Raw genomic sequence first — 19,874 nt, 5'->3', positions numbered from 1 at the left:
TTTTAGGAGTTTTTATGACACATATCCGCCACATAAAATCACTACCAAATGCCCTAGCACTTGCTTTATTGATGGCGAGCACAAGCGTATGTGCCAATACAGATTTAAATTTTGAGATTAATGTACAAGGTGTACAAAACCCCTACCAAGTCGCCTTTATTCCTTTTGCAGGAGATGCCACCGTAAGTCGCATTGTATTAAACGACTTACAACACACCGAAATCAAAACCACCAGTCAAAACCTACCTGCCCAAGGTTCATCATCTGCTCACATCAGCCAAAACCTTGGCATTTGGCAAGCGTCAGGTTATCAATATGTTGTGGTCGGTCATGTTGCACCAATGGGCGGTAAAGTCTCCATTAATTTTGAAGTGATAGAAGTTGCCACAGGGCGAGTTATGCAAGGCAGGCAAACACAAATGGCAGACAATCACCAAAGTGCCATACGCCACGCCAGTCATGTGGTGAGCGATAAAATCTATGAAATTATCACAGGTGAGATGGGGGATTTTTCTGGTAAAATCGCCTATGTAGAAGAAACGGGCAACCCAAAAAATAAAGTCTCCACCTTAAAAGTGATGGATGCTGATGGTCAAAATATGAGAGTGTTATTTAGTGAACAAGGCTCTATTTTTAGTCCAACTTGGTCGCCTGATGGCACACGCCTTGCTTATGCTGTTCAAAAACCCAATGGCTTTCCTGTCATTCATGTACAAAGCGTTGCAGGTGGTGGCAGTCGTGTCGTTACCCCCTTTAAAGGTAATAACTTAGGACCTTCATTTTCACCCGATGGCTCAACTTTGCTATTTTCAGGTAGCCACGAAAATAACGACCCTGCCATTTATCAACTTCATTTGGCATCAGGTCAGCTTAAAAAACTCACTCACATGACAGGGGCGGAAAACTCTCCTAGTTACACACCTGATGGTCGCTCATTTGTCTTTACTGCTGACAATGGCTCTCGCACTCCCAAGCTGTATCGCTACAACCTATATACAGGGCAAATCCAATCCATCGGTGGCAACGCCGCCAACCCACGCATGAGTCCTGATGGTCAAAAAATCGCCTTTGTATCGGGTCGCAGTCTCGTCATTGCCAATACCGCAGGTGGCTCTACCAATATTGGTACAACAGGTCTTGATGAGTCCGCCACTTTTTCACCCAACTCCAACCGCATCATTTATTCATCCTACGCAGGCGGTCGTGGACAAATGACCATTCGCTCGCTTAAAACAGGACAATCTTTCACCCTAAGCACACAAGGGACGGTGCGTGAACCTGCTTGGTCTGGTAACAATGTTCGCTAAATTGATTATGGTGGTTGTCATAAGTGTCTTGACGGCTTTAACAGGCTGTCAAACACTTCAAACCACTAAACATCCCCTACCTTTTGGCGTGCATTCAAACCCTAAGACACCCACCCCCCAAAAGCCCACACCCAAACAAAATGACCCATCAAATGATGAGCCGTTTTTTTTGCTAGAAAGGTGGTTTTAGCCAAACTAAGGCAGTGTCGCTACATGGTGGTATTTTAACACCGTCTTTGCCAAATGCTCACCAAACCATACTGCCGTTTGTATGTCGCCTTGACATGGTGTAAGTTGAGGCGATGCATCCATAGATTGAGTCATCAACCCCAAAAAGGACGACAGACGATTTAAATCCGTCTCGCTACTGCCAGTTGGCACAAGGGGAAGCCCCACCCAATTCATGCCGTGCTGCATGGAAAATAGACACAGATGTTGCAAAACTGCCAACTTATCCCCAGATAAACCGCCTGAATTGGCAAATCCTGCGGAAAGCTTACCTTGCCAAGAGCGATTGACCCACCGCCGAGACGTGCTATCCATAAAAGCTTTAAATTCTGCCGTTACGCCACCTAAATACACCGCCGTGCCAAAAACAATCATGTCAGCAGCATCCAAATACTGCCAATCAGATTCGCCGATGGTTGCCACGTCAATCAAAGCAGTTTCTACAATGACATTCGCCCCCAATTGTATCGCTTGGGCAACACGGCGAGTGTGCCCATAATTTGAATGAAACACAATGGCAATCTGGTGGTTTTTTTGCTCAGTCAGCATGATTATCTCATTGATTAATTATGATGTTTTGCCAGCTTCCATCTCACCAGCTTCTAAGGTTTGACGAATTAGCGTATTGATGGTCATCGGACCGACCCCACCTGGTACAGGTGTATAAAATGACGCAATCTCATCAATGCCACCTAGCTCAATATCTCCCACGCCACCATCATCGGTTGGGTGAAAACCTGCATCTACAACGACTGCCCCTTGTTTTATCCAATCTTTTTTAATCAGTTCAGGCACGCCCACCGCTCCTACCACGATGTCTGCTTGACGTACATGTTCAGCAAGATTTTGGGTTTTAGAATGGCAAATGGTTACGGTGCAGTTGGCGTTTAATAACATCATCGCCATAGGTTTACCCAAAATCGCACTACGCCCTACCACCACGGCGTGCTTGCCTGCAAGTGGCACGTCATAATGATTTAATAAATGCATGATACCTTGTGGTGTGGCAGAGCCATAAGCACGCTCACCCATTGCCATACGCCCAAATCCCAAACAAGTTACACCATCCACATCTTTATTCAAAGCAATCTCATCAAAACACGCTCGTTCATCTATGTGATTTGGAACAGGGTGTTGCAACAAAATACCATGCACATCAGGATTGTTGTTTAGCTCACGAATTTTGGCAAGCAACTCATCTGTGGTGGTTTCTTTTGGCATCTCCACACGAATGGACTCCATACCAACACGGCGACAAGCATTGCCTTTCATGCGTACATAGGTTGCTGACGCTGGGTCATCGCCCACCAAAATGGTTGCCAAAATAGGCGTGCGTCCTGTTTTGTCTTTTAGTGCTTGCACACGCTCTTTAAGTTCATTTTCAATTTGAGTTGCGACCGCTTTGCCATTTAATACAGTAGCCATAAATCCACCTTTTATAAAAAATATCTCATTTGGTAAAAAATTATCAAAAACACACTACGCCAATTCTACTGATGGCATGGGTGTTGTATCAAAATGCAGTTTGCCATCTTGCAATGACACCCTGACCACACCACCATCGGTCAGCTCTCCAAAAAGTATCATCTGGGCAAGTGGTTTTTTAAGCTCATCGGTGATAAGTCGTGTCATCGGTCTTGCCCCCATGAGTTTGTCATAACCTTTATCCGCCAAATATGCCTTGACATCGTCATTGACTTCCAAAATGACCTGCTTGGCTTCCAAGGTGCTTTGCAGTTCTATCACAAATTTATCCACCACCGAACCAATAACATCAGATGATAAGGGAGCAAACTGCACTGTGGCATCTAAACGATTACGAAACTCAGGTGTGAAGGTGCGTTTCATCGCTTCAACACCATCTGTGCTGTGGTCTTGCTCGGTAAAGCCCATAGACGCACGGCTCATGTTTTGAGCACCGACATTGGTGGTCATGATAAGTATGACCTGTTTAAAAGATACAGTTCGTCCGTTGTTATCGGTCAGCATGCCATTATCCATCACTTGCAAAAGCAGATTAAAGACATCAGGGTGGGCTTTTTCTATCTCATCTAAGAGTAACACACAATGGGGATGTTGGCTGATTTTTTCGGTCAAAAGCCCGCCTTTATCGTAGCCCACATAGCCTGGGGGAGCTCCTATCAGTCGTGATGCGGTGTGAGCTTCCATATACTCACTCATGTCAAAACGAATAAGCTCCACACCCAATGTAAACGCCAACTGACGAGCAATCTCCGTCTTGCCTACGCCTGTGGGACCTGCAAACATGAATGAGCCTATTGGCTTATTGGCAGGTTTTAATCCAGCACGAGCCAACTTAATGGCATCTGAAACCTGTTTGATGGCTTCGTCTTGCCCAAAAACCACTTGGCACAAATCACGTTCTAAATTTTTTAAGGCTTTGGTGTCATCCACCGAGACAGATGCAGGGGGAATGCGTGCGATTTTGGCAATGGTGGTTTCTATCTGAGCCACATCTATCACCAGATTGCCATCATGCGTGCCAAGTTTTACTCTTGCTCCTGCTTCATCAATAACATCAATGGCTTTATCTGGCAAAAATCGGTCATGAATATGGCGTGCAGACAGCTCCACCGCCACACGAATGGCATCATTGGTGTAGCTGACCTGATGAAATTTCTCATAATGAGATTTAAGACCTTGCAAAATATCAATGCTGTCTTCAATACTTGGTTCTTTGATATCAATCTTTTGAAAACGTCTGGACAACGCGTGGTCTTTTTCAAAAACTTGGCGATATTCTACAAAGGTGGTTGAACCGATACAACGCAACTCACCATTTGCCAAAGCTGGTTTTATCAGATTGGAGACATCCATACTGCCATTCATAGATGACCCAGCTCCGATGATGGTATGAATCTCATCTATAAACAATACAGCATTGGGCTGTTTTTTGATGGCATTTAACAAATCTTTCATGCGGTTTTCAAAATCGCCACGAAATTTCGTCCCTGCCACCAAAGAACCAATATCCAAACTGTAAATCACCGTTTCACTCAGTGGCTTTGGGGCTTTACCACTGACAATCAGCCACGCAAGCCCTTCGGCAATGGCAGTTTTGCCCACGCCTGCATCTCCCACCAACAAAGGGTTATTTTTACGGCGGCGACACAGCACCTGAGCGGTACGTTCTATCTCATCAGCCCGTCCAATCAGTGGGTCGGTCAAGCCTTGCATGGCTCGCTCATTGAGATTTTGAGCAAATTCTTTTAGGGGGTCTTTTTTGGGGGGTGCTTTTTTTGGGGGTGTCTCTGCTTGGGTATCAGTATCATTTTGTAGGTCGCCATGAGCAATGCGTCGCATGACTTTTAAGCCTGACAAGCCCAACTGATTTAAAAGTGCCACCGCATGACTGTCATGTTCCTTAAAAATAGATGACAGCACATCAAGCCCCGTCAGAAGACGGTTGTCTTGGCTGGTCTGCACTCGCCAAATCGCCCGTTGCAAAACACGCATAAAGGCTTTGGTGGTGGTTGGTGGTTTGCCCTGTTTGGATTTTGGAATGTAGTTGGTTAGGTATTTTTTAAGCTCATCTTCCAAAAACTCAACATCAACATCACCATCATCAAACACGCTTTTGGCATCTGCATCATTTAACAAACCCAACAACAGATGCTCCACCGTAACATATTCATGCTTTTCGGCAATGGCAAAATTTTCAATTTCTAGACGTGTTTTTTCAAATTCTTCACTAAACATAAAGCCCACTTATCATGCTGGTTGCAGGGTCAAAAGTAGCGGAAACTCTGCTTGTTCTGCCATCTCTTCTACGGTGGCAATCTTCATCTCTGCAATCTCTTTGGGAAAGGTTGCAATGGCTGCCCACCCTTCATAATGCACCTGCATCATTATATCTACCGCCTGATGTGGCTCATAATCAAACACGCCCACCAAAACCATCACCACAAAATCCATCGTGGTAAAATCATCATTGTGCATGATGATATCATATAAAGGCGGTTCTTGGCTTACCGTTTGTGTTTGTAGAACAACATCAGTATCGTGGGTATATTGTGTTTGTGCCATGAAATTCAAGTCTATTATAAGTTGATGTTAGGGTTTTTGAGTCTCGCTTCCGACAGGTCGCTCATCTAAACCGCCAAGCGGTTCACCTTCGGTCATACCAATCACTTTGCCCACTTGCCAATTATAAAGCTCTTCGGTGTTTTGATTGCCTGCTTGCATAGAAATCTTCATTTGCTTTGGCTCAAACTCATCAGGCATGACAAACCGCCCACGAATCCTAGCAATGCCATTAATCTCATAAGTGGCAGGCTTTAAAGGAATCTCTACCATATTTGTGGCGTTGAGCAAGGTCAGTTTGGGGGTCATCATCACCGCTTTACCTGATCTGTCCACCATCGCCACATCGAAACGATATTCAAAAGTACGGTCTGGCAAAGATGCAATTTCGCTTGCCAACACCCGCAAAGGCACACCCCCTGCTTTGGCAACACTGTCTAATAATAAAGCATTAAATTGGGTGATTTGTAGGTTTTGGGTGGTTAGTACTTCGTTTTGAGTTTCTAAGTTTTCAATATTTGATAGACCAATGTCCCGCTCTTGGGTAACGGTTTCAAGTTGTTTTTTAAGTTTGTCTAGCTCTTGGGTATTGCTTTGTTCTTCGCTTTGAACCACCACCGTACCCGCCTTGCTTGAACCTTGTTTATGACCGATTTTATAGCCAAACACCGCCATCACCATCGCCACCAAAATCAAAGCGACCACAAATAACAGTAAAATCTGCTGAATAGAACCACGTTCGTGCTTAACATTTAACTGATAGTTTTTCATGACTCGTGCTATTAAAAGTAAGGATAAAATTACGCCATTATAACAAATATTACCCAAATATGAATGTCTTTTTGTAAAAGCAGTTTTGAGTAATCTTAGCCAAATATGCTGTAATTTAGGCGTTTTATCTTGGATTAATGTTACGCAAATATTGCTATATGGGCAAATTTATCCTGTGGTAATCAAGTTTGGCTTTGGGCGAGCAATGGCATAAATTACCCCTGTTAAAACAGACCCAATCGCAATCGCCCCAAGGTATAACACAGGCTGTGAAACAAAAGGAATCACAAACAGACCGCCATGTGGTGCTTTTAGCTCAATACCCAACCCCATAGAAATCGCCCCAGCCGTTGCCCCACCGATGATAGACGCCACAATGACACGAGCAGGGTCAGATGCCACAAAAGGCAATGCCCCTTCAGAGATAAAACACAGCCCCAACACAAATGATGCCTTGCCTGCATTGTGTTGATTTTCATTAAATTTACGCTTAGCAATCCAAGTTGCTATCGCCATACCAATCGGCGGTACCATACCAGCTGCCATCGCTGCGGCAATCGGCGTATAAACCCCTGAGGCAATCATGCCCACCGAAAAAGTGTAAGCGGCTTTATTGACAGGTCCGCCCATGTCAGTACACATCATCGCACCCAATACTAAGCCCAAAATAACTGCGTTTGCATCATTCATGGATTTGAGCCATTCGGTCAATGCATTCATCAAGCTTGCCACTGGCGGATTAATGGCATACACCATGAGCAGCCCCACAATGAGCGAGCCAAGCAGTGGCAAAATCAAAATCGGTTTTAATGATGTCAAACTTGGCGGCAGTTTGATTGCACCATTTAAAAATCTAACCGTATAACCTGCCAAAAATCCTGCAATGATACCACCTAAAATCCCCGCTCCTGCGGTATTGGCAAGCATGCCACCAATCAAACCCACCGCCAAACCGGGGCGGTCAGCGATGGAATATGCCACATAACCTGAAAATACCGCAATCATCAAGGCAAAAGCACCGCCACCGCCAATGTCCATAAGTGCTTTTGGCAAACCAAAAGCAATCGCTTGGTCTTTAAAAGCTTCCACGCCAAACATAAAAGATATGGCAATCAGCAGCCCCCCTGCCACAACCAACGGCAACATATGCGACACACCCGTCATCAGGTGTTGATACACGCCCTTTTTTTCGTCGGTTTTGCCATCTGTTTGAGTGTCAGCTTTGGCTTGATAGACGTTGGCAGATTGCAAGGCTTTATCAAATTCTTGGGGGGTCTTTTTAAGTGCCAAAGCAGTAGATGTGCGATACATTTTTTTGCCTTGAAATTTGGACAAATCCACATCAATATCCGCCGCCACAAAGACCAAATCTGCACTTGCCACTTCGTCTGCTGTAATGACATTGCCTGCACCTACTTGCCCACGAGTTTCTACCTTGATGTGCCAGCCTTGGGATTTGGCATAGCTTTCAATGGCTTCTGCTGACATAAATGTGTGTGCCACACCTGTCGGACACGCCGTTATTGCCACCACAGAAAACGGTTTATCCGTGGCTGTCTGGCTTTGAGTAGCGTTGGTGGTGTTAATATATTTATCTAGCAATGTCATCAGATAATTCTTATCAGATAACTGTGATACATCAATGGTTTTGGGAGAGATTTCACCACTTTGCTCGCCAAGTGCGATTAAAATGGCATCTTTTGTGTCTGCTGTGCCATCTGTATCAATACTAACGATTGCTCCTTGTGCTGATAACCCTTTGGCAAGCTGTTTTGCGACCAATAAAGCAAATGCCGATTGCGCACGAATGATGATATGTTGTGAAAATTGCATGATTCACCTATGATAATTTTTCCACTTGGGTTTGGCTAAGAAGTTTATTCATATGCAAAGGCTCAGGCACGCCCACACCCACAATCGCCACCGCATGAGCCGATAGTGCTGTTGCAAAACGCAGTACGTCCGTAGGTGCTTTATTGGTCAATAACCCAAATATCATGCCCGCCACCATCGTATCACCTGCCCCAACAGTGCTTTTGACCGTCATCACTGGTGGTATGCCACGATAAATTCCACCATCAACAAACCAATGTACGCCTTTGCCCCCCATGGAGACCAAGATATTTTTAATGCTTGGAATTTGACTGATGGCTTGTTTTTGAGTGTCCAAGTCTGTCATATCACCGCCAAAGACTGCGGACAACTCATCATTGTTAGGCTTAATCAGCCAAAGTTTGTGCTTTATAGTAACGCTCAGGGCTTCTCCACTGACATCTACCGCCACTTTATCGTGCCTGTGAGTCAAATGGCTTAGAAGTTCATCAAAATCATCGGCATTAAAACCATTTGGCAAACTGCCTGCCACAAGCACAGCATCCACGCCATCTATTAGTGCATCAATCCGCTCTATCAAGGCGGTTTTGTCATCTTGTGCCACAACAAAGCCTTGACCGTTAATGTCTGTGGTGCGTCCATTATCCACCAATTTGACGTTAATGCGAGTGCTGCCTGCCACTTTAATAAAACCATCTGTCATCTTGCCAATGCCTTCTATGCTTTTGATGTCGGCATGGCTGGCAAATAATGCACGAAACAGCTCATCATTAGCACGCCCCAAAAATCCTGATGCCACCCCATTTATGCCAAGCTCAGACAAAACATGAGCCACATTTAAGCCTTTACCTGCTGGCGTGGTTTGGGTATCTGTGGCGCGATTGACTACCCCAAGCGTCAATGTTTCCAAAGTGATGGTCATGTCAATGGCAGGGTTTAGCGTGATACAAAGTACGGTTTTATCTGATGTGATGTGATTTGTCATGTCATTCATGATGGTTGCTCCGTGGTTAAACTACCAACTAAGGCTCTTACTTGTTTGGCAGTTTGACACATTAAGGCTCGTTTAGCAAGCTGTTGGCAAGCTGCTTGGTTGAGCTGTCTGATAAGTGCTTTGGTCAAGGCGATGGATTTGGTGGACATAGAAAGCTCGTCCACGCCCAACCCCACAAGAATTGGCACTGCCATCTCATCACCTGCCAGCTCTCCGCACACACCCACCCATTTGCCATGAGCGTGAGCAGATGCCACAGTATGATAAATCAACTGTAAAATACTTGGGTGCAAGCCATCAGCGTCCTTGGATAAGGTGGGGTGTCCACGGTCTATCGCTAGGGTGTACTGAGTCAAATCATTTGTGCCAATACTAAAAAAATCCACTTCTTTGGCAAAATGCTCTGCCATAATCGCCACGCTTGGCACTTCTATCATAATGCCCACTTGTAGCTTATCATGTGGATAATCGCTTAATACATCATTGAGTATTTTTTTGGCTTGTCGCCATTCTTCTAGCCTGCCCACCATTGGGAACATGATTCTCAAATCTCTGCCTTTGGATGCTTGTATCAAAGCAATTAGCTGATTTTTTAATAGCTCAGGACGTTCAAGTGATAAGCGGATACCCCGCACGCCCAAAAATGGGTTATCTTCTGCTGGCATGGGCAAATAAGGCAAAGGTTTATCGCCACCCACATCAAGCGTACGCACCACCAATGGGCGACCATCTAAGGCATCAAACACTTTGGTATAATCTGCCACTTGCACGCTAATGTCAGGCACTTGGGTGTGAGCCATAAACACAAGCTCAGTACGCAACAGACCCACCGCTTCTGCTCCTTGTGCCACAGCATCTGGCGTGTCATTAACATTACCAATGTTTACCGCAATTTCTATTTGATGACCATCTGTGGTGATGGCAGGCTGATGAGCTGCTGCTAGGGCAAGCTGTTGGCGTTGGGCAATCTCTTTTTGTTTGCTTAAATACTCATCAACAAGCACGTCGTCAGGATTGACCACAAACCACCCTTCACCCCCATCTAACAGTACTGTATCGCCATCTTTAATGTCAAGCACGCCCACGCCCGCTCCCACCACGCAAGCAATACCCAAAGCACGAGCCACGATGGCACTATGAGAGCTTGCACCACCAAACGCTGTAATGACCCCTGCCACTTGTGTTGGGTCAAGTTTGGCAACATCAGATGGCAACAAATCATCTTTTATCAGCACATAAGGCTCATTTGGGGCGTTTTTGGGCTTTTGACCTGTCAAATAGCACAGTACTTTTTGACCAATATCTCTTAAATCAGCCGCACGCTCTGCCAACACTTGATTACCCAAAGAAGCTTGGGCATCTGCCATGTTTTTAATGTGGCTGTGCCAAGCGGCGGCGGCGGACGACCCTTGATGAATGCCATCTTTTGCCCCAAGCACAATCTCATCGTCATCAAGCAATGCCAAATGAGCAGTAAAAATCTTGGTGATGGATGATTTTTGGGTGTTTTTTATCATCGCTTTTAAATCTTCTTTGACATCATCAATCGCCAAATTTAAACGAGCAATCTCTTCTTTTGGATTATTTGATGTCATCGGATAATCAAAATTGGTGTCTTCAAGCACATAAGCTTGCCCCACCGCCACGCCACGAGATGCTGAAATTGCGTGTGTTTTTTGACCATTAATGATGTGCTGAGCTGTTGCTGGTGTTTGAATGGGGGCAGGCAGTACCGATGGTGCTGATGGCACAATCGCAATATCATCGCCCAACCCTTGCTCCACCGCCTGCACTAATTTGGGTAACAACGCCACCGCATCTGTATCAGGCTCTGCCATAAAAGTCAATGTTTGTCCAAATCCTGCCCCAAGCGACAAAAGACGTGCCAAGCTCTTTGCTGAAACAAACTCCCCCTTATCTACGCACACCCTAATCTCGCCTGTGGCAGTTTTGACCAGCTCAGATAAAGCGGTGGCAGGACGAGCGTGCAAGCCTTGGGGCATGGGGATTATCACGCTGACCGACTGCCAAGATGGTTCGCAAGCCACCCCCAAACGATGAGCGATTTGGGAGACATCAAGTGTGCCAATCTCATCAGCCAAATCATGAGCCATCAGCACATCATATATCTTTGATAATGACTGTGTATCTACATTATCATTGCTTGCAATGACCGCCAAAGCACTTAAATCTGACCCTTGATATTTAATGACATCATGAGCCACCATCAATGCTAAGGCTGATTTGTTTATCAATGGGCTTTCTATGACTGCCCCATAAATCGGATAACGCCCCACCGACAATGGCACAAATTCAGCTTTTATGCCCAAAGCACTTTGCAAAACTTGCTTTTGTTTTAAACTTTGCAAAGCAACATGATACAGCTCATCAACATCAGTAGCAGGCACGCCTGTTTCAATCAAGGATTCATGTAACAGCAGTTGTTTTTGGGCGGTTTGCTCTTTATTTTTCAACAAAGAGATGACATCATCGGCGGTTTTTGCCTGATGAATTTTATCGGCAATATTATCCGTCAATGCTCCTGTCAGTTGTTTTAAAATGCTCAAATGCTCATCAGATTTTGCACAAATACCCACCATCAGGTACACTTTATCGCCATCATCACTCCACACCACCCCATCAGCAAAATGCACCAAACGCACACCTGTTTTGTTAATCAGATGACGCACTTGGGGCGTGCCGTGTGGTATGGCAACTCCTTGTCCTAGATAAGTATTCGCCTGATTTTCACGTGCCAACAACCCATCAAGATAGCCATCTTGGGTCAATCCATCATTCACAAAAATCTGAGCCAATAATGTCAAGGCTTCATCTTTTGATGACGCATGAGCATTCATACGCACATCATCACAAGTCAGGCTAAGCATAATTTTCCTTGGAGCGTTTTTACATAAAATTCACTAATTTTACCATCTTTTCGCTAAAAAATACCGTTTATCGCAAAAAATAAACGGCAATCCCATAAGGTGTGTTACATCTTGATACATGGGCGATTTTTGATGAGAGATGTTAAGCATTTTGGGCAAAAACCATTTTTAAACAACAAGCTGTGTTATACTGATAAAATTTTAGGGACTGATGGTGTCATACCAATTTTAAAACCAACAAACATCCCCCTTAGGAGTAATTTATGAGCAATTTAATTCAAACCCTATTATCTATCAAAAGTCCTTATAATAATTTCATTGAACGCCCTGAACTTATTCAAGGTTATACAGAAGATGAAATCAAACAAATAGAACAAAAATACAATATCCCAATCCATGGTCAATTTAAAGAACTATTAATGACAATGGGTAGATGTTCGGGTGGGATATTGCGTGGAGATGAGATATATATATATAGAGCGACATTAAATTACGATGATTTTCACAATGAATTAAATATAGAAATTCAAAATGACCCAGATTGTCAAGAATTTATTAAAAACATGGGTGATATTGATTTGGTAGAAAAAAAATACTTTGCTTTTGCAGGAATTAATGAACACATGCTTCAGTATTTTATGCTTCTTGCAAATCAAGACGACACTATCTATGAATGGGATACCAATGAAGATACTGTTAAAGAATTCGGCACCCTATTTGATTTTTTAAAATATTATCGCCAAATTATAGGTTCGGATATTACTGGTCAAAATAATGAAGTATTTAAAAGACTAACCACAGGTAGATTATTATGAGCAATTTAATCCAAACCCTATTATCCATCAAAAGCCCTTATGACAGTTTTATTGATAGACCTGAGTTGATAGAAGGCTATACCGAAGATGAAATCAAACAAATAGAACAAAAATACAATATCCCAATCCACGGTCAATTTAAAGAACTATTAATGACGATGGGTAAGTGTTCGGGTGGGATATTGCGTGGAGATGATATATACATATATAGAGAGACAAGAGATGAGTATGACTTTTCTGATGCCATGAGACAAGAGATACACGAAGACCTAGATTGCCAAGAATTTATTAAAAATATGGGCAATATCAATTTTGTAGAAAAAAAATATTTTGAGTTTGCAGGCATAAATGAGCATATGATTAAATATTTTATGCTTCTTGCAAATCAAGACGACATTATCTATGAATGGGATACCAATGAAGATACTGTTAGGGAATTCGGCACCCTATTTGATTTTTTAAAATATTATCGTCAAATCATATTCTCACGAATTACTGGAAAGGAACATAACTATTTTAAAGAATTAACCACAGGTAGATTATTATGAATAATCTAATCCAAACCCTATTAAGCATTAAAAACCCACGCAATAATTTCATCGAACGCCCTGAACTGATTCAGGGCTATACCGAAGAAGAAATCAAACAAATTGAACAAAAATACAATATCCCAATCCACGGTCAATTTAAAGAGCTACTGATGACGATGGGTAAATGTTCTGGTGGGTTGTTATTTAGTGATGAGATATACATATATAGTGATAGCTATGCAAATCATTACTTAGATGATTATATAAGAGAAGTTATTCAAGAAGATAGTGATTATGAATATCTCATGCAATTTCTTGGTAATGTAGATTTAGTGGAAAAAAGATTTGTTATCTTTGCAGGCATTAATGAGCATATTATTCAATATTTTATGCTAACAGCAGATGATAACGATACCGTTTATGAATGGGATACCAATGAAGATACTGTTAGAGAATTTGGCACCCTATTTGATTTTTTAAAATATTATCGTCAAATTACCACTTCAAAAATCACAGGAAAGCATCATAATGACTTTAAAGAATTAACCACAGGTAGATTGTTATAATTAATTTAATGACGTATAAACAACAGGCATTTCTTGTATGTTATGTCTGTTTTTTAGATTATGTTAAATAAATTATGAGTCAAAATAAAAGGGCAGAAACAATCTTCCGCCCTTTTGTTTAAATGATTACCATGCTTGTGATAGTGCGGACAACACCCCTTTTAACATCGCTGATACTGTGCTGTTACATACACCAATGCCCGAATACACTTTGTTACCAATATTGAGCTGAATGTATGCCACCGCCGCCGCATGAGTTTGGTTATCGCCCAACTCGTCATCAAGCAGACTTTCGGTTGCCTTGGTGTTAATGGCGTGTTCACTATAATTGGTTACATGAATGTCTCGCCCTGTCGCTTTGACAAGCCCATCTATAAACGCTGATAACGCACCATTACCCTGCCCATCAAGAGTCAGCACATCTGTTGGTGTGGCAACTTGCCCTACAAACGACACTTCCCCACCTGTGTTTTTAATCTGATAATCGCTTAACTTAAAGGTTTCTTGAATTAAAAATGTTTCGGTAAAAATGTCCAAAAGCTCTTGGGTTTTTAGCTCTCTTGCCAAACTTTCAGCACGATTTTGCACCACTTTGGCAAAATCAATTTGGGTCCAACGTGGCAAATCAAATCCATAATGACGTTGTAGAATGTATGCCGCCCCACCCTTACCAGACTGGCTATTAATCCGCACCACGTCTTGATAACTACGCCCAATATGCACAGGGTCAATGGGCAGATACGCCACGTCCCAATGATGTTTGGTTTCATCATGTTTTTCGTTATAATCCAGCGATTTTTTAATCGCATCTTGGTGAGAGCCACTAAATGCCGTAAACACCAGCTCGCCCACATAGGCATGACGTGGGTGCACAGGCAGATTGTTGCACTCTGTAACAACTTGGATAATCTCACTCACATCAGACAAATCAAGCTCTGGGTCAATGCCTTGACTGTACAAATTCATCGCCATGGTCAAAATGTCCATGTTGCCTGTTCGCTCACCATTGCCAAGCAGTGTGCCTTCCACACGGTCAGCTCCTGCCATCACACCAAGCTCGCTGGCTGCCACGCCACAGCCACGGTCGTTATGGGTGTGCAGACTGATGATAACGTCTTTACGGCTTGGCAAATGACGGCAAAAATACTCAATTTGGTCAGCATACAGGTTGGGTGTACTGGCTTCTACGGTGGCAGGCAGGTTTAAAATCACCTTTTGACCTTGTTCAGGTTGCCACACGTCGCACACCGCTTGGCACACTTCTACGGCAAAATCGGTTTCTGTCTGGCTAAAACTTTCAGGGCTATACTGAAAAATCCATTCAGTTTCAGGATAGCGTTTGGCAATGTCGCGTAATAATGTCGCCCCATTAACCGCAATGGCTTTAATGCCTTCTTTATCAAGCTGATACACCTTATCGCGTTGTACTTTTGAAGTACTGTTATACACATGAACAATGGCACGTTTAGCACCTTTTAAGCTTTCAAAAGTACGCTCAATCAAATGCTCACGAGCCTGCACAAGCACCTGCAAAGTAACATCATCAGGCACATGACCACCTTCAATGAGCAAGCGTGTAAAATCAAACTCCACCTGTGCTGCTGATGGAAAACCAATCTCAATCTCTTTAAAACCAACCGCCACAAGCAATTTAAAAAATTTTAATTTTTGCTCAATGGTCATTGGGTCAATCAAGGCTTGATTGCCATCTCGCAAATCCACACTCGCCCAAATCGGTGCTTTGGTAATGCGTTTATCACACCAAGTGCGGTCAGGCAAATGTGGTGCAAACTCAAAGGGACGATATTTGGTAAAATCAAAGGCAGGGTTTTTTGGGGTAATTTTGGGTGTTGGCATGGTTGGCTCACTCATTACTTAATGTTTAACTTTTTACAGTCATATCATATCAAAATTTTAGATAAATTTTTACCAATTTTACAAAAATTTTGCTAAGAATTTATTAAAATTTACCAAAAATTTCTAAAATTATAGTAAAATTCACTAAATTATTAATAAATTTTCATCATGACAATCCCTAGCTTAGATTTTATAGACCACAAAATCCTAAAACTGCTCACCCAAAACGCACGCCTTACTGTGGCAGACATCAGCGAACAGGTCAATTTGTCCGCCACGCCTGTGATTCGTCGCATTAAACGCTTAGAAGAGCTGGGGGTTATCACAGGTTATCACGCCAGCACAGACGCTCATGTTTTGGGTTATTCTCTGTCGGTTTTTGTGGCAGTGAGCATGGACAGACACACCTGCGAGTGCTTTGATGAATTTGAACGTGCCATTTGTGCCTTTGATGAAGTGGTCAGTTGCAGCTTGATTACAGGGCGGTCAGAAGATTATCTGCTTAAAGTTGTGGTGCGCGATATGGCACATTATGAAAAGTTTTTGTTAAATGGGCTAAGCAAAATCAATGGCGTCAGTCAGCTACATACCAGTTTTGAATTAAGAGAAGTGTTTAATCGTGGGGCGATATGAATGATTTTAACATCAAACACCGATTGACCCCTTAAAACTGGTACAATAGCACATCAATGTTTGTCAAAATCCAACAAAAGTACCCCTAATCCAAACCACCAATGACAGCTTCACTCAAATTTAGGCACGCACCCTCTTATTGCCAGCTTTACAAAAAATTTCTTTCATCTCTTGACAAATCCTGCCTGCCTTTTGCTGATTGACTTTGGTCAAGGCACGCTCACCATCAAGCATAAATCCCCAAAAAATACAAGCTGGTAATTTAAAAATTTTTAGGCTATATTGTGGCACTTAAAAACAGTAACACTACATATAGTGTTTATTTTTATGCCGTTTATAAATATAACTGTTTGAGTTATCAGCGATTTTTTAAAAAAGAAGGTAGCACCATGACACACATTGACCTCATCAAGGTACAAAAACGAGATGGCACTTTTGAACCGATTAACCTAGAAAAAATCCACAAAGTCATCACTTGGGCAGCCGAAGGGCTAAATAACGTCTCTGTATCACAAGTTGAGCTCAAATCACACATTCAGTTTTATGATGGCATCAAAACCCAAGACATTCACGAAACCATCATCAAAGCGGCAGCCGATTTAATCTCAGTTGATACACCTGATTATCAATATTTATCCGCTCGTCTTGCCATTTTTCATCTACGCAAGATTGCCTATGGTGAGTTTGAACCGCCCCACCTATATGACCATGTCTCAAAACTGACCAAAGCAGGCAGATATGACAAACATATTTTGGCTGATTATGGTCGTGATGAATTTGATGAGCTAAATGCTTATATTAACCATGAACGAGACATGAACCTTGCCTATGCTGCGGTAGAGCAAATGATGGGCAAATATTTGGTACAAGACCGTGTAACCAAACGTGTGTTTGAAAGCCCACAGTTTTTGTATGTGCTGGTGGGCATGTGTCTATTTGCCAATTATGACAAGTCAGTACGATTGGACTATGTCAAGCGTTTTTATGATGCAACGTCCAATTTTTACATCTCCTTACCAACACCCATCATGTCAGGGGTGCGTACGCCCACACGCCAATTTAGCTCATGTGTGCTGATAGAGTGTGGCGATAACCTAGACAGCATCAATGCCACCACTTCCGCCATCGTCCGCTATGTCTCACAACGGGCTGGCATCGGCATTAATGCAGGAGCAATCCGTGCCTTAGGCTCACCCATTCGTGGTGGCGAAGCCCAGCATACAGGGTGCATTCCATTTTTTAAAATGTTCCAAGCGGCGGTTAAATCTTGCTCACAAGGTGGTGTGCGTGGCGGGGCAGCAACTTTATTTTACCCACTTTGGCATTTGGAAGTGGAAAACTTGTTGGTGCTAAAAAACAACCGTGGCGTAGAAGACAACCGTGTTCGCCACATGGATTATGGTGTGCAAATCAACAAAACCCTCTACACTCGCCTAATCCAAAACAAAGACATTACTTTATTTAGCCCATCTGACGTGGCAGGGCTTTATGAAGCGTTTTTTGCTGACCAAGCAGAATTTGAACGCCTATACACTTTGTATGAAAATGATGACACCATTCGCAAACGTAAAGTACCTGCTCGTGAACTGTTTAGTTTAATGCTTCAAGAGCGTGCCAGCACAGGGCGAATTTATGTACAAAATGTGGACCATTGTAATACACACAGTCCTTTTGACCCAAGTGTTGCCCCCATTCGCCAATCTAATTTGTGCATGGAGATTGCCCTGCCCACCAAACCACTTGATAACATCAATGATGAGCATGGCGAGATTGCCCTTTGTACTTTATCTGCCATTAACTTAGGCAAAATTGATAAAATTGAAGACATGAAAGAGCCTGCCGAGCTGATTGTGCGTGCGTTAGACACATTATTAGACTATCAGGATTACCCTGTCATCGCCGCCAAAAAAGGCAGTATGAACCGCCGTACGCTTGGTGTGGGCGTAATTAATTATGCCTATTATCTTGCCAAAAATGGCACTCATTATTCAGGTCAGGACGCACTTGGGCTGACACATCGCACCTTTGAAGCCTTCCAATACTATCTATTGCAAGCATCAAACAAACTTGCCAAAGAAAAAGGGGCTTGTCCTGCTTTTAAAGAGACCACTTACGCACAAGGCGTGCTACCCATTGATACCTACAAGACTGATTTGGATGACATTTGTGCCGAGCCATTACATCTGGATTGGGAAAAATTGCGTAGCGACATCAAAACTTATGGGCTTAGAAATTCCACCTTGTCAGCACTCATGCCTTCTGAAACATCAAGCCAAATTGCCAATGCCACCAACGGCATTGAGCCACCAAGGGGTTTGGTTTCAGTCAAACAATCCAAAGATGGCATTTTAAAACAGGTCGTGCCTGACATTGAGAATTTGGCAACCCAATATGAATTGTTATGGCAAATCCCTGATAATAGCCACTATCTAAAACTTGTTGGCATTATGCAAAAATTTATTGACCAATCCATCTCTGCCAACACCAATTATGACCCTGCCAAGTTTGAAGGTGGTAGAGTGCCAATGAAAGTGCTTATTCAGGACTTGCTCACCGCTTATAAATACGGCGTAAAAACCCTATATTACCACAACACCAGAGATGGTGCGGACGACAGCCAAGGCGAGCTTGATGGTTGTGCTAGCGGTGCGTGCAAACTATAAACCGCCAAATAAAAAATACCCCTATTTTGGGGTATTTTTTTAATCATAAACTTGCCAAAATCTGTTGCAGTTTTGCGGTGGGGTCTTTTGCGTTGGTGATGGAACGCCCTATCACCAAGAAATCTGAACCATTTGCCAAAGCGTCTTTGGGTGTACAAATACGCTGTTGATCATCAGCACTGTCATCAGGCAAGCGAATGCCCGGAGTAACCAACTTAAAATCTGCACCAAACTTCTCTTTTAATAGTTTGGCTTCTTGGGCAGAGCACACCACGCCATCAAGCCCTGATGTTTTAGCAAGATTTGCCAGTCTTAACACTTGATTTTCTAAGCTGTCATGAATGCCAAGTTCTGTGAGCATTTGTTGAGTCATGGACGTCAGCACCGTAACACCAATCAGCAAAGTATCATAGCCACCTGACATCAAACGCTCTTTGCACAGTTTCATGGTTTGACTGCCACTCATTGCATGCACATTGACCATCCACACCCCCAAATCCGCCGCACTTAGTACCGCTTGGGCGGTGGTGTTGGGTATGTCATGAAACTTTAAATCCAAAAAAATCTCAAAGCCACGCCCTTGCAATGATGTTACCACATCCACACCACAGGCAGTAAACAGCTCCTTACCCACCTTTAAGCGACAAAGTCTGGGGTCCAAACCATCTGCCAGTGCCAAAGCTAATGACAAATCAGGCTTATCCACCGCTACGATGATAGGAGATTGTACCTTTGACATCATTTC

Annotated in this window: 17 protein-coding genes; 7 read left to right on the top strand and 10 right to left on the bottom strand. The window is 43.1% G+C overall.

All coding sequences use genetic code 11. The features are described 5' to 3' along the window. The first annotated feature begins 14 nt into the window (after positions 1-14). Positions 15-1,307, top strand: coding sequence for a TolB family protein (locus CEW93_RS04040; protein WP_089538850.1), 1,293 nt, complete (start codon positions 15-17; stop codon positions 1,305-1,307). Next, on the top strand, positions 1,297-1,497 hold the full coding sequence (locus tag CEW93_RS04035) for a hypothetical protein (RefSeq protein ID WP_089538851.1): 201 nt from the start codon (positions 1,297-1,299) through the stop codon (positions 1,495-1,497). The genes CEW93_RS04040 and CEW93_RS04035 overlap by 11 nt, the downstream gene beginning before the upstream one ends. Positions 1,498-1,502: 5 nt before the next feature. Here CEW93_RS04035 and CEW93_RS04030 read toward each other — a convergent pair whose 3' ends face one another. The 8 genes from CEW93_RS04030 to ptsP form a co-directional block, all read right to left on the bottom strand. Then, entirely contained in the window at positions 1,503-2,084 is a 582-nt protein-coding gene (locus tag CEW93_RS04030; RefSeq protein WP_370511930.1) for a flavodoxin family protein, read from the bottom strand. 18 nt (positions 2,085-2,102) lie between these two features. After that, entirely contained in the window at positions 2,103-2,960 is an 858-nt protein-coding gene (gene folD / locus CEW93_RS04025) for a bifunctional methylenetetrahydrofolate dehydrogenase/methenyltetrahydrofolate cyclohydrolase FolD (protein WP_089538852.1), read from the bottom strand. Positions 2,961-3,014: 54 nt separating this feature from the next. Further along, positions 3,015-5,255: an ATP-dependent Clp protease ATP-binding subunit ClpA gene (gene clpA, locus CEW93_RS04020; RefSeq protein ID WP_089538853.1), complete on the bottom strand. Its 2,241-nt coding sequence runs from the start codon at positions 5,253-5,255 to the stop codon at positions 3,015-3,017. Positions 5,256-5,267: 12 nt separating this feature from the next. Next, positions 5,268-5,582, bottom strand: a complete 315-nt coding sequence (locus CEW93_RS04015) for an ATP-dependent Clp protease adaptor ClpS (protein ID WP_089538854.1) — start codon at positions 5,580-5,582, stop codon at positions 5,268-5,270. Between the two features lie 27 nt (positions 5,583-5,609). Continuing rightward, on the bottom strand, positions 5,610-6,350 hold the full coding sequence (locus CEW93_RS04010; protein ID WP_089538855.1) for a hypothetical protein: 741 nt from the start codon (positions 6,348-6,350) through the stop codon (positions 5,610-5,612). Between the two features lie 168 nt (positions 6,351-6,518). After that, positions 6,519-8,183 (bottom strand): fructose-specific PTS transporter subunit EIIC, encoded by a 1,665-nt coding sequence (locus CEW93_RS04005; protein ID WP_222432716.1) that lies wholly within the window; start codon positions 8,181-8,183, stop codon positions 6,519-6,521. A 7-nt stretch (positions 8,184-8,190) separates the two neighbouring features. Then, complete coding sequence (locus CEW93_RS04000) at positions 8,191-9,177, bottom strand: 1-phosphofructokinase family hexose kinase (RefSeq protein WP_089538856.1); 987 nt, start codon at positions 9,175-9,177, stop codon at positions 8,191-8,193. Beyond that, positions 9,174-12,065, bottom strand: coding sequence for a phosphoenolpyruvate--protein phosphotransferase (gene ptsP / locus CEW93_RS03995; protein WP_089538857.1), 2,892 nt, complete (start codon positions 12,063-12,065; stop codon positions 9,174-9,176). Before ptsP ends, CEW93_RS04000 begins: the two co-directional genes overlap by 4 nt. A 263-nt stretch (positions 12,066-12,328) precedes the next feature. Between ptsP and CEW93_RS03990 the strand changes: the two genes are divergently transcribed. From CEW93_RS03990 to CEW93_RS03980, 3 genes are read left to right on the top strand one after another with little or no spacing between them, the layout of a single operon-like run. Continuing rightward, positions 12,329-12,880, top strand: a complete 552-nt coding sequence (locus CEW93_RS03990) for an SMI1/KNR4 family protein (RefSeq protein ID WP_089538858.1) — start codon at positions 12,329-12,331, stop codon at positions 12,878-12,880. After that, positions 12,877-13,428, top strand: coding sequence for an SMI1/KNR4 family protein (locus CEW93_RS03985; RefSeq protein WP_146416637.1), 552 nt, complete (start codon positions 12,877-12,879; stop codon positions 13,426-13,428). The genes CEW93_RS03990 and CEW93_RS03985 overlap by 4 nt, the downstream gene beginning before the upstream one ends. Further along, entirely contained in the window at positions 13,425-13,976 is a 552-nt protein-coding gene (locus tag CEW93_RS03980; protein ID WP_089539104.1) for an SMI1/KNR4 family protein, read from the top strand. The genes CEW93_RS03985 and CEW93_RS03980 overlap by 4 nt, the downstream gene beginning before the upstream one ends. Before the next feature lie 126 nt (positions 13,977-14,102). Here the strand turns inward: CEW93_RS03980 and leuA are convergent, their stop codons facing one another. Beyond that, positions 14,103-15,833, bottom strand: a complete 1,731-nt coding sequence (leuA, locus tag CEW93_RS03975) for a 2-isopropylmalate synthase (RefSeq protein WP_089539123.1) — start codon at positions 15,831-15,833, stop codon at positions 14,103-14,105. Positions 15,834-16,001: 168 nt separating this feature from the next. On the opposite strand from leuA, the gene CEW93_RS03970 reads away from it, so the two are divergent. Together CEW93_RS03970 and nrdA are read left to right on the top strand one after the other, a co-directional pair. Then, positions 16,002-16,466 carry an Lrp/AsnC family transcriptional regulator gene (locus tag CEW93_RS03970; protein WP_089539105.1) on the top strand — a complete coding sequence of 155 codons (465 nt, stop codon included), beginning with the start codon at positions 16,002-16,004 and terminating at the stop codon, positions 16,464-16,466. A 389-nt stretch (positions 16,467-16,855) separates the two neighbouring features. Continuing rightward, entirely contained in the window at positions 16,856-19,129 is a 2,274-nt protein-coding gene (gene nrdA / locus CEW93_RS03965; protein WP_089539124.1) for a class 1a ribonucleoside-diphosphate reductase subunit alpha, read from the top strand. Positions 19,130-19,172: 43 nt separating this feature from the next. On the opposite strand, the gene pyrF is transcribed toward nrdA, so the two are convergent. Further along, entirely contained in the window at positions 19,173-19,871 is a 699-nt protein-coding gene (gene pyrF, locus CEW93_RS03960) for an orotidine-5'-phosphate decarboxylase (protein WP_089539106.1), read from the bottom strand. Between the last annotated feature and the right edge of the window lie 3 nt (positions 19,872-19,874).

Origin of the sequence: Moraxella sp. VT-16-12 (assembly GCF_002224245.2) — a bacterium.
GTDB lineage: Bacteria > Pseudomonadota > Gammaproteobacteria > Pseudomonadales > Moraxellaceae > Moraxella.
The sequence above is the reverse complement of the archived record's forward strand: the minus strand, read 5'-3'. Positions and strand labels throughout refer to the sequence as shown.

Excerpts from the sequence above, each read along its gene's own strand:
- CEW93_RS04040 (WP_089538850.1), top strand. The coding sequence starts at position 15 with ATGACACATATCCGCCACATAAAATCACTACCAAATGCCCTAGCACTT.
- CEW93_RS04035 (WP_089538851.1), top strand. The coding sequence starts at position 1,297 with ATGTTCGCTAAATTGATTATGGTGGTTGTCATAAGTGTCTTGACGGCT.
- CEW93_RS04030 (WP_370511930.1), bottom strand. The coding sequence starts at position 2,084 with ATGCTGACTGAGCAAAAAAACCACCAGATTGCCATTGTGTTTCATTCA.
- folD (WP_089538852.1), bottom strand. The coding sequence starts at position 2,960 with ATGGCTACTGTATTAAATGGCAAAGCGGTCGCAACTCAAATTGAAAAT.
- clpA (WP_089538853.1), bottom strand. The coding sequence starts at position 5,255 with ATGTTTAGTGAAGAATTTGAAAAAACACGTCTAGAAATTGAAAATTTT.
- CEW93_RS04015 (WP_089538854.1), bottom strand. The coding sequence starts at position 5,582 with ATGGCACAAACACAATATACCCACGATACTGATGTTGTTCTACAAACA.
- CEW93_RS04010 (WP_089538855.1), bottom strand. The coding sequence starts at position 6,350 with ATGAAAAACTATCAGTTAAATGTTAAGCACGAACGTGGTTCTATTCAG.
- CEW93_RS04005 (WP_222432716.1), bottom strand. The coding sequence starts at position 8,183 with ATGCAATTTTCACAACATATCATCATTCGTGCGCAATCGGCATTTGCT.
- CEW93_RS04000 (WP_089538856.1), bottom strand. The coding sequence starts at position 9,177 with ATGAATGACATGACAAATCACATCACATCAGATAAAACCGTACTTTGT.
- ptsP (WP_089538857.1), bottom strand. The coding sequence starts at position 12,065 with ATGCTTAGCCTGACTTGTGATGATGTGCGTATGAATGCTCATGCGTCA.
- CEW93_RS03990 (WP_089538858.1), top strand. The coding sequence starts at position 12,329 with ATGAGCAATTTAATTCAAACCCTATTATCTATCAAAAGTCCTTATAAT.
- CEW93_RS03985 (WP_146416637.1), top strand. The coding sequence starts at position 12,877 with ATGAGCAATTTAATCCAAACCCTATTATCCATCAAAAGCCCTTATGAC.
- CEW93_RS03980 (WP_089539104.1), top strand. The coding sequence starts at position 13,425 with ATGAATAATCTAATCCAAACCCTATTAAGCATTAAAAACCCACGCAAT.
- leuA (WP_089539123.1), bottom strand. The coding sequence starts at position 15,833 with ATGCCAACACCCAAAATTACCCCAAAAAACCCTGCCTTTGATTTTACC.
- CEW93_RS03970 (WP_089539105.1), top strand. The coding sequence starts at position 16,002 with ATGACAATCCCTAGCTTAGATTTTATAGACCACAAAATCCTAAAACTG.
- nrdA (WP_089539124.1), top strand. The coding sequence starts at position 16,856 with ATGACACACATTGACCTCATCAAGGTACAAAAACGAGATGGCACTTTT.
- pyrF (WP_089539106.1), bottom strand. The coding sequence starts at position 19,871 with ATGATGTCAAAGGTACAATCTCCTATCATCGTAGCGGTGGATAAGCCT.